Origin of the sequence: Enteractinococcus helveticum, from assembly GCF_020742345.1 — a bacterium.
Taxonomy (GTDB): domain Bacteria; phylum Actinomycetota; class Actinomycetes; order Actinomycetales; family Micrococcaceae; genus Yaniella; species Yaniella helvetica_A.
Genome location: NZ_DYXC01000161.1, coordinates 1 through 14,117 on the forward strand (window position 1 = coordinate 1; position 14,117 = coordinate 14,117).

14 protein-coding genes are annotated in these 14,117 nt (G+C 57.3%); 11 read left to right on the plus strand and 3 right to left on the minus strand.

Going from position 1 to position 14,117, the window contains the following annotated elements; all coding sequences use genetic code 11:
• The coding region (locus K8V32_RS13825; protein ID WP_303908730.1) for a DNA methyltransferase family protein at window positions 1-1,595 on the plus strand (1,595 nt) is incomplete at its 5' end.
• Window positions 1,596-1,724: 129 nt separating this feature from the next.
• Here the strand turns inward: K8V32_RS13825 and K8V32_RS13830 are convergent.
• Window positions 1,725-2,072: a GntR family transcriptional regulator gene (locus K8V32_RS13830; RefSeq protein ID WP_303908733.1), complete on the minus strand. Its 348-nt coding sequence runs from the start codon at window positions 2,070-2,072 to the stop codon at window positions 1,725-1,727.
• Complete coding sequence (locus K8V32_RS13835; RefSeq protein ID WP_303908736.1) at window positions 2,069-2,344, minus strand: hypothetical protein; 276 nt, start codon at window positions 2,342-2,344, stop codon at window positions 2,069-2,071. The genes K8V32_RS13830 and K8V32_RS13835 overlap by 4 nt, the downstream gene beginning before the upstream one ends.
• 521 nt (window positions 2,345-2,865) lie before the next feature.
• On the opposite strand from K8V32_RS13835, the gene K8V32_RS13840 reads away from it, so the two are divergent.
• Together K8V32_RS13840 and K8V32_RS13845 are read left to right on the plus strand one after the other, a co-directional pair.
• Window positions 2,866-3,180: a hypothetical protein gene (locus K8V32_RS13840; RefSeq protein WP_303908740.1), complete on the plus strand. Its 315-nt coding sequence runs from the start codon at window positions 2,866-2,868 to the stop codon at window positions 3,178-3,180.
• Between the two features lie 165 nt (window positions 3,181-3,345).
• A complete protein-coding gene (locus K8V32_RS13845) occupies window positions 3,346-3,657 on the plus strand; it encodes a hypothetical protein (protein ID WP_303908742.1) in 312 nt (103 codons plus the stop codon).
• Window positions 3,658-4,344: 687 nt separating this feature from the next.
• On the opposite strand, the gene K8V32_RS13850 is transcribed toward K8V32_RS13845, so the two are convergent.
• Window positions 4,345-4,527, minus strand: a complete 183-nt coding sequence (locus tag K8V32_RS13850; protein WP_303908744.1) for a hypothetical protein — start codon at window positions 4,525-4,527, stop codon at window positions 4,345-4,347.
• Window positions 4,528-4,747: 220 nt separating this feature from the next.
• Here K8V32_RS13850 and K8V32_RS13855 point away from each other — a divergent pair, with 220 nt between their 5' ends.
• The 8 genes from K8V32_RS13855 to K8V32_RS13890 all read left to right on the plus strand — a co-directional run bounded on the left by K8V32_RS13855 (window position 4,748) and on the right by K8V32_RS13890 (window position 13,835).
• On the plus strand, window positions 4,748-5,221 hold the full coding sequence (locus K8V32_RS13855) for a GNAT family N-acetyltransferase (RefSeq protein WP_303908747.1): 474 nt from the start codon (window positions 4,748-4,750) through the stop codon (window positions 5,219-5,221).
• A 65-nt stretch (window positions 5,222-5,286) separates the two neighbouring features.
• On the plus strand, window positions 5,287-5,439 hold the full coding sequence (locus K8V32_RS13860; protein ID WP_303908750.1) for a hypothetical protein: 153 nt from the start codon (window positions 5,287-5,289) through the stop codon (window positions 5,437-5,439).
• A gap of 242 nt (window positions 5,440-5,681) precedes the next feature.
• Window positions 5,682-7,004 carry a sensor histidine kinase gene (locus tag K8V32_RS13865; protein WP_303908752.1) on the plus strand — a complete coding sequence of 441 codons (1,323 nt, stop codon included), beginning with the start codon at window positions 5,682-5,684 and terminating at the stop codon, window positions 7,002-7,004.
• Window positions 7,001-7,684, plus strand: a complete 684-nt coding sequence (locus tag K8V32_RS13870) for a response regulator (RefSeq protein WP_303908755.1) — start codon at window positions 7,001-7,003, stop codon at window positions 7,682-7,684. Before K8V32_RS13865 ends, K8V32_RS13870 begins: the two co-directional genes overlap by 4 nt.
• 101 nt (window positions 7,685-7,785) lie before the next feature.
• Window positions 7,786-8,034 (plus strand): phosphoribosylformylglycinamidine synthase subunit PurS, encoded by a 249-nt coding sequence (gene purS, locus K8V32_RS13875; RefSeq protein WP_303908759.1) that lies wholly within the window; start codon window positions 7,786-7,788, stop codon window positions 8,032-8,034.
• Complete coding sequence (locus K8V32_RS13880; protein ID WP_303908762.1) at window positions 8,031-8,768, plus strand: phosphoribosylformylglycinamidine synthase subunit PurQ; 738 nt, start codon at window positions 8,031-8,033, stop codon at window positions 8,766-8,768. The genes purS and K8V32_RS13880 overlap by 4 nt, the downstream gene beginning before the upstream one ends.
• Complete coding sequence (purL, locus tag K8V32_RS13885) at window positions 8,746-11,061, plus strand: phosphoribosylformylglycinamidine synthase subunit PurL (protein ID WP_524536749.1); 2,316 nt, start codon at window positions 8,746-8,748, stop codon at window positions 11,059-11,061. The genes K8V32_RS13880 and purL overlap by 23 nt, the downstream gene beginning before the upstream one ends.
• Before the next feature lie 140 nt (window positions 11,062-11,201).
• Window positions 11,202-13,835: an HAD-IC family P-type ATPase gene (locus tag K8V32_RS13890; protein WP_303908768.1), complete on the plus strand. Its 2,634-nt coding sequence runs from the start codon at window positions 11,202-11,204 to the stop codon at window positions 13,833-13,835.
• Window positions 13,836-14,117 lie beyond the last annotated feature (282 nt).

The window sequence follows — 14,117 nt, forward strand, 5'->3', positions numbered from 1 at the left end:
TTGACACATTATTGTTGGAGCTAGACGGCGCCACTGCCGTCATGCGGTGGGAGGAGGCAAGGTTGCTGGATTTCGATTTTGACGTCACTGGAACTGAAACCGTGCGCCAAACCGGCCAAGCCTTCCTAGAAAAGCTTCGCTCCGATGACAAGGCTGATCCCGCTGAACAAGGTGCCACCCCATTTCCTGAAGCCAGCGAAATCACCGGTCTCGCCCTGCGCTATCATCCCGGACCAGCTATTAATTTTCTTGAACCCTGCGTGGGGACCGGGATCTTTTTCTCGGCGTTGCTCCACCACGTTGCTGATGGGCAAGGGGCACTGAACATCCACGCCGCCCACGGGGTCGAACGCGATGACCAGTTTGCCGCACTGGCCCATGATCTCTGGAAGCCAGCCGGGCTGGAAGTCCACCTGCAGGACTTCTTACGCCTATCTGCTCCGGAGTTGCCGCAAGCAACCATGGTGTTGTCCCGTCCGCCAGCAACGTTTCATCACCAGTTATCATCCGATGCCAAAGTTCGTGCCGCTGACGCCGCCGAAGCGTCCTCCGGCATCCGGCCCACCGGGATTGCCGACCTGTATAGTCATTTCGTGCTGGCCACCCACAAATTCTTGGCCCCAAAGGCTGTGTCAGCCTGGGTGTTGCCGACCAAATTCTTGTGCCACTCCTCCGGGCGTGCGCTGCGGTTCTATTTAGCCCGGCAGGTCAGACTCCACCGGATCCATGCCTATGATGCACGTGCTCTCGACGTCACCAGGTTAGAAGAAACGATTGATGAATGGTCAGTGGTGGTCTTTACCAACGAAAAGCCACACCCATCGGACGCATTCGAATTTTCGACCGGCGGGGATCTTTTGCATCCCAACGAGACCACCCAGATGACCTACGCTCGGTTGAATCATGATGCCAACTGGCGCCGAATGGCTGACCTCAATGACAACGGCCTGATGAAGTCCTATACCCTTGAAGATTTCTTTTTCATCCGAAGTGGCTGGGACGTTCCCGCGGCCAAGTTCTTTGTCCAGCCCGAGGCACGTGCCTGGGCTTTGGGGATCCAGCCCATGCATATGAATCCGTTATTACCCTCCCCTGACGCGGTTGCGGACAAGGTCATTGCCGCAGATGAGGTGGGCTACCCGGTGGGTGAAAATCGCCAGGTGGTGCTGGCTTCAAATAAAGACGAGTACACGCTGGCCGAACTCGACCCTGCTTTTCTGCGCTATCTCGATGCGGCAAACGGTGATACTCGCCAACTCGCGCAACGTTCACCAGATGCCTTGTGGTACAACCTTCACCTACGGCGACCGGCGCCCATCGTCGTCAAACCTGCCGCCGAAACTGATGAGGGTTTATTCCGGTTTATTCTCAACCAATCCGACGGTATTGCCGGACCCGGCTGGATCACGATGTCACCGAATCTTGGATTCGCCAAACCCTGGTTCCTGGATAACGATGTCAATTGGCACGAAGTTATCGAAGTGTTGGAAGCCATCACGGTACCTCATGGAACCACAAGCCAAACGTTTTCACCCGATGCACTGGCCTCCCTGGATGCCGCTCCGATCGCCGAGTACCTGGCGACGTTCGATTAACGACAGGTTGTGCTGGCTATCCTCAGCTATCGACCGAGGAAAGCGGCTCGTCTCAGGCTAGGGCGTCACCACTGTTGATGTCGGTGCCATCCCAACATTGGCCTCGTTGAGCATCCCCTCAGTTTGATGTTATTTTGGCCAGATTGCCTGCAGGATGCGAATCGTGTCGTCCAAGCTCGTCCCGGAGCGGATTGCGGTTTCGGCAAGATCTTGAGCAGCATTGAGCACCGGCCTGGTGGTGATGGTTGCATTCGAGCTGACCCTGGTCCCGGCACCAGTTCGGGCCATGAGAAAGCCTTCTGCCTCGAGCGCTTTATACGCTTTAGCCACAGTCCCGGGCGCGACGCTAAGATCTTTGGCTAACTGGCGGACTGACGGCAGCCTGTCATTCGCGGCCAGCTGCCCTGTGACGATCAGCCCTCGAATTTGATCGCGAATCTGATCCGTTGGCGGGGTCGAACCAGTCAGCGTAATCATGCTGATACACTCGCGTTCAGTGCGTGCTGACGAACTGGGATAGCAGACAGGACAACTGTGGTCCATGCAGCCACCCCAACCGCAACGGCGATACCACCGGCAAGAACCAACGCTGACTCTAAAGCAGCAAAGGGAGTCCATGCCTGGACCATGCCCCCATCAGCGGCGAATGATGCGCGTACCGCTGCAGTTCTACCCAGCGACTCCAGAATCACTCCCAAATGGACGAAAAATGTCCCTGTCGTCATAGCAAGAACGTTGCGTGTCCGCACGGTACGTCCTTGCACGTCCCCATAAAGACCGCGGCAAACGCAAGGAATGATAGGTAGCTGAAGTGAACCAGAATAACGGACCAATGGCCAGCAGCCCACCCAAGGTTTTTCCCACCTGATGTCGCATGATTCCAGGCCTGTCCCTTCTGACCGCCCGTGTTAGAGGCCATAGTTGGTGCCCATTGTACCCAGAGACCACTCGCAGGAGCATTTTCATCGCGCCAAAGATCATGCTGGCGCCTGCGGTGCGGTGACTTGGGGCGATGTGCTCTAGGAATCGAGGGACACCCCTGGCATGATGTGCTGTACATCGTGACTATTGGCGGTGTGGTATTTGTGTCTTCCGAGCACAGCGACGAAAGGGATCGAGGATGGGGCAACACTTCATTGGCAGATGCCTGTCGCCGGTCATGGGGACGAGCCTTCTGTTGACCGCCTGTTCGCAACCGAATGCCAGTGACCATTTGGCGATCTTGGACAGCGAGGTCTCTTCCAGGGCTATTCCAGACGCGGTAACCGCGATGTCAGCTATCGTTGGAGACTCGGCACGGTTTCTTGGCGACCACGACGAGAAAGCGTATTTCGTTGCACGCAATACCGAAGACCCGGATGATCTGGTGTGTTTGGTGCAGTTCGATCCTGCGACCGATGAGGCCGGGGCAGGATGTTCGGGTACCCGGACGATGACTGATGATAAGATCGTCGCCCTGGAATATGGGTCGGTCGCTGTGGCGTTAGTGGCAGATGGTCCTTCCGCCACCTATCTCACCGACGCTGGCTGGCATCAAGCAGCCGACAATCTCTGGGTCAAAGATCCCGCTACGCACTCAAACTGATCTACCCACAGCAGCACAGCACTGCACTGTGACGAATGTAAACCCCACATGACACTGCGAAAAGCTACTACACGAAGTGAACGGCTCCGTATTGGCAGGACGTATATCTCAAAAGGAGCAGGTGCGCCCTTGGGGTGTGTATGCCGGTGGGCCTGAAGGAAGACAATGTCTAAGAAAACATCACGGAGCACGGTGATCGTATGTTCAGTGCTGGTGATCGCCGTATTGGTGGCTGTGGCGTCTTTCCGGTACTATTCGGCACTGGTCGATCCTCCCCCACCGAAACCGGACTATGCGCTCCAAGCGCTCATTTCGTTCATCGGCTGCGGTCTCGTGCTGCTGGCCGGTGGGATCACCGGTGTGGTCGCGGACAAACAGCCAGCTGAGCGCAAGCGCGTTGTCATCACCGGGTGCCTCACCATCATGGGTATCGGGGTGCTCACCACAGTGGCCGCGCTGACTATCCCAGCAATCTGAGATAAGTTGTGGCCCCTACGCAGATGTTCATGGTTGCTTCTTAGTAAGAGCATTGTCGAGCATGAAGAAGGTCACTATCTTTTGGGCAATCTGGAACGCGTTGCCGAAATCCAGCATGATGTCGCGGAGAATGGCATGTATCCGGTGCTTTGCTCACGGTAATACGCCGGACTCCAGCTTCTATCTGTCTCCGCATGTGTTGAAACCCTAACTATCACCCAGCATATTTTGAGAGATTAAAACGATGTCATCAATAGGGCTACTGTGCGAAAACCCATACGCCCTTGTCAGTGTGCCGGGAGGGGAGGCATGTCTTGCAGAGGGTCAAGAGGCTTCGTAGATGGCACCGTTCGATGGTGACGTTCATGGCTGTGACGACTTCTTGTGTTTCTTCGGACGAGATGACCGGAATATGCATCATTTTCCAGCAACCGCCAGAACCACAACTTGTGCTAATTGAGGTGGCTTGAAATTCTTGAGGCACTTCTGGAAACGCTGCATCCGAGGGCGTGGATGCTTCATCAATGCGTGCAAACAACACACTGATGAACCACAGTGGTACAAGAATCCCCAGAGTGATCAGGAGGACTGGGGCCGAGCGTTTTGATCTTGGACTTCATGTCTTGGTTTCCAAGATGTATGTGTGCAGCTGCTGTTGGCTAGCGATCTGATCGCTGTTCTATGTACCTACCGGTGCGCCAACTGTGCTTCAAACTCGGGTTCAGTGAAGGTAATATCGCCGTCAACGTCATGTTCGCATCCTAAATCCAGGGCCCGTTGAACTTTCTCGTCAAAAGCGACAGCATCCACCTCATCGGTAGAGGGACAAGGTTCCACCGATGGCGCATCAATTTCCGGCGGCTCAGGCACGAGTGCCGCTGGGAGGATTGCCGCCTCCGGAGCTTTGAGGTCGTGTGGTGGCGCATAACCGAACGAGCAGCGACGGAGTCCTGCTCTAACGTCTCTCGACCACTGCTGCAGCCAGTGACAGTGAATAACACGCAAAGTCCTGTCACAGTACAGACTCTGGTGCGAAACATTAGTGAAGATAAACTTCGTACGGGATATCTTCTGCCGAAAGGAAGCCATCATGACGGCGAGCGTTACTGTCAGCGCGTCAGATCCAGGTCTTCGGGTCGCATTGCACGACGGCTTTGTCGTTGATACCGACCGTTCACGTCTCGATCTCTCCACAGTGCACGAGTGGTTGTCTACCGACGCTTTTTGGGCACTCGGCCGTTCCTTCGAAGCCGTGTCGCGAGCGGCAGACGCTTCGATAAATTTCGGCGTTTATAACACCGAAGGCGACCAAGTCGGTTACGCCCGAGTCTTCACCGATGGCGTGACCTTCGGCTGGCTGTGCGATGTGTATATTGCCCGACCGTTCCGCGGCTGCGGGCTCGGAACAGCGTTATCGTCGGTGATTGTAGAGATGGTGCGTCCACTGGGTCTGAATCGCTTCATGCTCTCGACTGTGGATGCCCACGAGCTGTATTCGCAGGTAGGGTTCATTCCGTTTCCAGACCCGCAGAAGTTGATGATGTTGGGGACGAAGAAAGCATAACGATACTCCGCAGCCCAAGGCTCCAACGCATACCCAGAGGTTTCGGCTGGAAGTTGTGAATCCTGGTGACCTACCCTCACGAAGTGTGCACGATTATTGGTGGATATGCTGATATAACCAATCATGCCTGGGCCGGAATTGACCCTCCGACCGACGACGAGGTGGATGAACTGCGCACCGAAATTGCTGCGACCATCGACGACCATGCTGCAGCGTAGCGGGCATTGAGCACATCTTTGATCAGCACGACAACATCATCGAGACGGTGTATTGGACGGTCTGGCTTACGTATCGCTTGATACTGGCGTCTTATTTGCGGTGCTGCGCGATGTTATCCCGATTCTCATTGCCCAATCCCAGTTGGAGGACGACTATCGCTGAAGTCATTCGTGATGCGAGCGTTGGCTAAGATTGAACTACCCAACGTTCATCAACCAGAACATTTTCAAGGCGACGATCTATGTCTTTATCCCCTGCGCAGTCAGTTGACGGAACAGCCCCGTCTGAAACGCAGTTTATTCGCAAGCTGCCGGAGAACTGGTTGCGCACCGACACCATTCTGGCAGTGGTGGTCGCGTTTATTTCAGTGCTGAGCCTGCAGGCTTTGCGGTTGACGGATATTTATACTGCATCTCAGCTCGACTTAGCGCTGACGCAGGCGTTCTCCTTGGTGATTTCCTTCCTGCTGGTGCTCTACCGCCGCTTCCCGATTACTATCGCGGCGATATATACGCTGCTGATCGTTGTCCTGGCATTTATCTCGTTGTCAATAACTATCTCGTCCGATGCGTACTCACTGCTGTTCGTTGGGTTCATGACGATCTATTCGGTGGGTGCGTGGGTGTCCAACCGCAGACTAGCGTTCTGGGTCAGAATCGTCTTAGTTGGGTTGCAATGGTTCGGCACGGTAGCGGTTAGCCTCATGGTTGGTTTTGATGACACCGTGGATCCCACAGGAACCATGCCAAACTTATCGGCCAGTGATCTCACTTATGTGCTGGGCACGACCCTGGTTATCTCGCTGGGCTATTACGCTTCGGCTTGGTATTTTGGCGGGCGGGCGTGGAATCGCGCCAAGGAACGCTGGAAATTAGAAACCGCACACGACAAACTCGCCCAGGCCAATGCGAAAATCGCCGACGCCGCCGTCCAAGCCGAACGCTTACACATTGCACGTGAGCTGCACGACGTCGTCGCCCACCACGTAACAGTCATGGGCGTGCACGCTTCAGCAGCCCGACGGTTGGTCGAAGCCCAACGTGATCCTGCAGCTGTGGTTGAGCAGCTAGCACAGATCGAAGCGTCCTCGGCCCAAGCAGTTCATGAGCTGCAAACCATGGTGTACACGCTACGGGATCAGGACGGTTCTGCTGAGCCGCTACCGGATCTCAGTCAGTTACCAGAGCTTGTACGCCAGGCAGACTCCACCACCCAGACCGTCACATTTGCGATGTCGGGTGAGCCGGTTGAAGTCTCGGCCGCCGTCGAACTGACCCTGTATCGGGTGGCCCAAGAGGCCTTATCGAATGCGCGCAAACATGCCGGCGACGACGTTGAGGTGAACGTGGAACTCGACTACGAAGACACGGCAATTACCCTGTCGGTAACCGATAATGGTACAGCCTATGATCCGGTGTTGAATGGTACCGGCACCGGGATTCAGGGAATGCAAGAGCGCGTGAAGGCGGTGAACGGCACGTTAGAATATGGGCCACGGACCCCGTATGGTTGGAAGGTCATTGTCCGGGTGCCGTGCGTTCGATCAACAGAAAGAGTCTCATGACCCACCAAGCGATTCGTGTGCTGTTAGTGGACGACCAACCATTATTGCGCACGGGACTGGCGACTATTTTGTCCACAGAACCCGGGGTTGAGGTGGTTGGTGAGGCATCAAATGGTCGCGAAGCATTGGACCAGGTCGAAACACTGGATCCAGATGTGGTGTGCATGGACGTGCAAATGCCGCACATGGATGGGATCGAGGCCACCAAGGAGCTGACCGCTTCCGGTGCGCGAGCGGCGGTGTTAATTCTGACGACGTTTGATCGGGATGATTTTTTATTTGAGACCCTCAACGCCGGGGCGTCGGGGTTTTTACTCAAGACCGCTGGGCCTGAGCAGTTAATTCATGCCATCCAGGTATTAGCTGGCGGGGAGTCGCTGTTGGCCCCCGAGGTGACCGGTCGAGTCTTGGATCGGATGTTCACTGAGTCTACTGACGAGCCCCAGACGGTGTCGCAACCGGTTCCGGAGCTGCCAGTACCGCTGACTCGTCGGGAGGATGAGATCTTAGCGATGCTGGTGAAGGGGAAATCAAATGCGGATATCGCCGAAGAATTATTTGTGGGGCCGGCCACGGTAAAAACTCACGTGTCAAATATTTTGATGAAGTTAGACGTCAAGGATCGCATTCACGCGGTGATCTGGGCTTATGAGCACGGCTATGTGGATGCCCAAGGGTGATTTGGCGCCGTCGTCATCGGTTTTGACCCATTGAACTCAAGGCTGGCATTTTTCGATAAAATCGGGGGTGCCAATTGGTAGATTCCAGATCAGGAGCGATCATGCCCACAATCGTCGTTGAAGTCATGCCGAAGCCAGAGGTGCTTGACCCACAAGGTAAAGCCATCGATGCTCGGCTGCCCGAATTAGGGTTCCACGAGTTTTCATCCGTGCGCCAAGGAAAGCGTTTTGAACTCACAGTTGACGGGGAGGCAACCGCGGAGGTTCTGGATCGTGCCAAACAACTTGCCGCTCAACTGCTGGCCAACCCATCGACCGAATACATTGCCAAGGTTGAGGTGGCTAAATGAGCGAACCGAAAGTCGGCGTCGTAATGTTCGACGCGGCAACTGATGCGGCCTCGGTGCTCCGCGCCGTTGAGCTGGCCGGTGGACAACCGGTGAAGTTGCACCCAAAAACTACAACCGCTCCTGATGTGGCTGACCTAAAGGTCGTCATCTTGCCGGGCGGGTTTTCTTATGGGGACTACCTGCGCCCCGGTGCGCTGGCGGCAACCCAGCCGATCATGCGGGTGCTGGCCGATGCGGTCAAGGCCAAAGAGCTGACCGTGATTGGGTTGGGCAATGGGTTCCAAGTACTTACCGAAGCCGGGATGTTGCCCGGCGGGTTCATCGCCAACGCCGACCCCGGCTATCACCACGCCGATGTGGAATTCATTGTCGAAAATAACGTTTCGGCCATCACGAATGCCTACCAGGCAGCCGAGGTCATTCGCCTGCCGCAAAAGGGCGCGTTTGGTCAATACACCGCAACCGAGGACGAACTCGATGCGCTGGAGTCAGCGGGCAACGTGATTGTCCGCGCCAAGGATTCGACGTCCGGTTCGGTGCGCGCCATTGCCGGGATTAGTTCAGATGACGGGCTGGTGCTGGGATTGATGGCTAGCCCGGAATATGCGATCGAAGAAGGCTTTGGTACCGATCATCCAGACGGCCCAGGTTTGGGCGTGGATGGTCAGGGCCTATTTATTTCCGTGGTGCGTGCCGCAGGTGCAACCAACGATGAAGGAGTTATCGGTGAATAACACACCACTAGATACGGTTGCCCATGCCGGTGAAACCCCAGACGTTGAACAACCTTGGGCCGATCTTGGGCTCAATGAGCAAGAATATTCGCGCATCCGCGAGATCCTGGGCCGTCGTCCAACCGAGGCCGAATTGGCCATGTACTCGTCGATGTGGTCCGAGCACACTTCGTATAAGTCCTCCAAAGTGCACCTGCGCCAGTTCGGTGAGAAAACCACCGAGGAAATGCAACAGCACATGCTGGTTGGCCTGGGCGAAAACGCCGGCGTGGTCGATCTGGGTGATGGCTGGGCGGTGACCTTCAAGGTCGAATCGCACAACTCGCCGTCCTATCTGGAACCATTCCAGGGTGCCGCCACCGGTATTGGTGGCGTGGTGCGCGATATTATCTCAATGGGCGCGCGCCCGGTGGCCGTGCTGGATTCGCTACGCGTGGGCCATGAGAATCATGAAGATACCGCCCGCATTGTCAAGGGTGCCGTGGCCGGTGTTGGACACTACGGCAACATTTTAGGTGTGCCAAATATCGCGGGTGAAACCGCCTTTGATCCGGTATTCCAGGGCAACCCGCTGGTTAACGCCGGGGCGGTAGGTGTGCTGCGGCACGAGGATCTGCGTCTGGCACAGGCTTCGGGTACCGGCAACAAAATTGTGTTGTTCGGTGCCCGCACCGGTGGCGACGGCATCGGTGGGGCGGCCATGAGCTCGGCGGCATTTGATGACGAGGGTGCCGCCAACACCCCGGTGGTCCAGGCCGGTGATCCGCTGCAAGAAAACGTGATTATCGAAGCCACCCTGGAATTATTCGCCAAATCGCTGGTCGAAGGGATCCAGGACCTGGGGGCCGCAGGTATTGCCTGTGCAACCTCGGAACTGGCAGCCGGTGGCGACGGCGGTATGCACGTGGAATTAACCAACGTGCTGCTGCGTGATGAGGGCCTGACCGCCGGTGACATCTTAATGTCGGAATCCCAAGAACGCATGATGGCCGTGGTCACCCCGGACAATGCGAGCGCATTTGAAGAGATCATGGCCAAATACGGTGTCGAGTACTCGTGGCTGGGCGAGGTCAACGACTCGGGCCGGTTGACCATCGACTGGAATGGCGAACGCATTGTCGACGTCGACCCCACCACGGTGGCCGACGGCGGACCGGTCTACGAACGCCCATACGCCCGTCCCGAGTGGTTGGACACCGTGCAGGCCGACACGTTCCGCGCCTCAAATGCTGCCGCCAACCTGCCCGAAACCGGCGAGGAACTCAAGGCCGCCGTCATTGAACTGATGGCTAGCGCCAATATGGCCGATCGCTCCTGGATCACCACCCAGACCGATACCTCAGTGGGCGGCAACACCCGGCAGGGCGCGCCGAATGACTCGGGTGTGCTGCGCGTGGATGAAGAAACCGGCATGGGTATTGGCCTGGCCATTGACTGCAACTCGCGCTACACCTACCTGGACCCCTACGCGGGCTCCCAGCTGGCCGTGGCCGAGTCCTACCGCAACGTGGCCACCTCGGGTGCCACCCCGCTGGGTATCTCCGATGGCCTGAACTTCGGCTCGCCCGAAGATCCAGGCGTCATGTGGCAGTTCGCCGAATCCACCCGCGGTATTGCCGATGCCTGCATGGAATTGAGCATCCCGGTCACCGGTGGCAACGTGTCACTGTACAACCAGACCGTGGACACCCCAATCCACCCAACCCCGATGATCGTAACCCTGGGTCGCTATGACGACGTCGCCACCGCAGTGCCCTCCTGGCTGCACCCGGCCTTTGATGGTTCAGCCCTCTACCTGCTGGGTGAAACCTTCGACGAACTCGACGGCTCCCAGTTCGCCCACCTGCGCGGCCACCTCGGCGGCGTGCCACCAAAGGTTGACCTGGCCAAAGAACAACAACTGGCCGGACTGCTCACCAACGCCTCACGCACCCACATGCTCGATGCCGCACACGACCTGTCCGAAGGTGGCCTGGCCGGTGCGCTCTCCGACATGGTGTTGGCCGCCGGCGTCGGGGTACGCATTAACCTGAGCTACATCACCGAACGCGATGGCATTGACGCCTTCACCGCACTGTTCTCCGAATCCCAGGCTCGCGCGCTCGTCGCCGTGCCCCTATCGGAGGAAGTCCGCTTCCGGGGTATCGCAGAGTCGCGCAACTACCCATCGTTGCGCATCGGCGTGGTCGACGCCGGATCCCAGGCCCTAGAAATCCAGGACCTATTCACCGCAACAATTGACGAACTGCGCGAAGGCTGGGCCACCGCCCTACCCAAACGCTTCGGCAACTAAAGCGCGAACCACGGGTGGGATGAGCAAATCATCCCACCCGTTGTCTTGTGCACAACGAAAATCCACCTTCCGGACGAGTTCGGTTCACCAAGATCTCGCTAAACTTGAAGGGGCCAACAGCGTTTGAGGTAGGTAGTTTTTTGTCCGAGTCCACCCCGTTGCGCAATAGCGCGGCATCGTCGCACTCCGAATCATCCCAGGTGGATGTCTCCGTCGAGCATCGCCACACGCTGTTGACCGCTCGCGGAGTTGCTGACCCAGGAATCATCGACGACGACGTCCTGCTGCAATCCGGACTCACCGACACCCAAGTCCGCACCCGCACCAGCTCCGGGCTGACCAACATCCAGCCGGATGATTCCTCCCGCTCCCTGGCCGCCATCCTGCGCACCCATGTGCTGACCCTGTTCAACCTGGTCATTTTCCTGTGCGCGCTGGGCATTATCCTCATGGGCCGCTGGCTGGACCTACTCTTTGCCATCGCCGGGGTGTCCAACGTGATCATCGGCGTGGTCCAAGAATACTCGGCCAAACGCAAACTCGACCGCATCGCCCTGTTGCACCAAGACGGCATTATCGTGCACCGCAACGGCGAACACACCAAAATCCAGTTGGATGAGGCAGTGTTGGACGACGTCGTGTTCCTGCGTGCTGGCGACCAGGTCCCCGCCGACGGTGTGGTCCTGGCCTCCGAAAGCCTAGATGTTGATGAATCCCTGATCACCGGGGAAGCCGACCCAGTCTATAAACCCACCGGAACCGCCGTGCTGTCAGGCACCTCCGTGGTGGCCGGCAACGGGTATTTCCGCATCACCGGGGTGGGGGCAGACTCGCACGCAGCCAAACTCACCCGACGTGCCCGCAAATTTACCAAGATCAATTCGGAACTGCGCACCGCCTTGGACAAGGTGGCCAGCTGGATCACCATCGCACTCATCCCGCTGATTGCCGTGGTCGCCTGGGGACAAATCAAAGCCCTGGGTGGTTGGGACCAGGTGATTGCCGACGGCACCATGAACTGGGCGCTGATCGCCACCATTTCCGGGATTACGACCATGATCCCGCAGGGGTTGGCGCTGATGACGACCATTTCCTTTGCGGTCGCCGCGCTGACCCTGAGCGGCAAAAAGGTGCTCATCCAGGAACAGCCGGCCGTAGAAATCCTGGCCCGGGTCGATACCGTGTGCCTGGATAAAACGGGTACCCTGACCGAAGGCATCATGCAGTTTTCGGAAGCCAAGCAGCTTTCGGAGATCGATCACGGGTGGCACCTGGTGCTTGGTCATATCGGGGCGGATCCAAACGCCAATATCACCGCGGCCGCCCTGCGTGAGCCCTTCCCCAACGTCCCGAACCTGCCACAAACCGACGCGATCGCTTTTGCGTCCGAGCGCCGCTGGTCTGCTTTTGCATTCGGTCAACCTGAGACAACCGCCCCGGCTGCCGGAGCGTGGATACTGGGTGCGCCCGAATCGATTATTCCCGCGCTCAACGTGGATGAAACCACTAAAGACCAGTACCACCAACGCGCCAAGGAACTCTCCTCAACCGGCAAGCGCACCATGATCCTGGCTCATTCCACGACGCCATCCAGGGCGGCGACCCCAGAACACCCTTGGTTCGGAGACGAAATCGAGCTGCCGTCCAACCTCTCCCCCGCCGCCATCCTGACCTTTGAAGAAAAAGTCCGCGACGACGCCCGCGAAACCCTCGAGTATTTCCAAGAACAGGGCGTCGAGCTCAAAGTCATCTCTGGCGATTCCCCGCACACGGTCTCAGCCGTGGCCCGGCAGATCGGTTGGGAACACCCCGGCCCCGGCTATGATGCGCGCCAGTTACCCGACACCATCGAAGAGATGGCCAAGGTCATGGACCAGTACTCGGTATTCGGGAGGGTCTCACCGGATCAAAAAGAACAAATGGTCAAAGCGCTGCAGTACCGCAACCGTGTGGTGGCGATGACCGGTGACGGCGTCAACGACGCTCTGGCCGTCAAAACCGCCGACCTTGGCATCGCCATGGGGGACGCTGCTGCTGCCACCAAAGCCGTCTCCCGCATGGTCCTGCTGGATTCCAAATTCTCGCGACTACCGCACGTTCTGGCCGAAGGTCGCAAGGTGATCGCCAATATGGAACGCCTGGCGCACCTGTTCTTGGCTAAAACCTCCTACGCGTTCCTATTCGTGTTGTTTTTCTCCCTGCTGGCCTGGCAGTACCCGGCGTTGCCCCGACAAATGTCGACCGCAGATTTCTTATTCATCGGGATCGCCTCCTTCATCCTGGCGCTGATGCCCAACCCAAGACGCTACGTGCCAGGATTCTTATCGCGTGCGCTGAAGTTTGCCATTCCTTCGGGCATCGTGCTGGTGGCAGCCCTGTGGGGAATCAACTGGTACGCCCGCGTCTGGGCCGGTGATTTCAGTGGCGTACTACCGTTTGCCGAAGAAGATCCCACGGCCCCGCTGGTCATGGAACAATTGCAAACTGCAACATTTATCACGTTGACGCTGACGGGTCTGTGGTTGCTCAACGTCATCTCACGACCACTGAACTGGCAGAAAATTGCCATGCTCATTGTGCTGTACGTAGTGTTCATCCTGGTGCTCACGGTGCCGGTCTTGCTGTGGTATCACCAGTTCATTTTGCCTCCGACGCCGATTATTATCGCCGCGGTTGCGATTGCTGCCCTGGGATCCATTGGGATTGAGATTATCCACCGTATTCATGATGCGCGCATGGGCATGGCACCCGTGGATCCTCGGCCTCAAGGATAAATTCGTTGGTCGATTCCGTATATATAAAACTAGCGTGCGATGAACAGCCGATTTCGGATCGAGGGAATCATACTGGCATGCGTCGTGGTCGTTAGCGGCTGTGTTTCCACTTCCGCTGACGACCACGACACAAGTAAAGACGACGCTGGTGAGAGTTTAGAAGGCGTTCAAAATATGAGTATGCAAACCCAATACCGTCGTGCCATAGACAGGTTCGTCCCAGCTCAAGACCGCACTGTGAGTCGAGCACCGTAGGGCGCAACGGATGATAATAGCTATTAC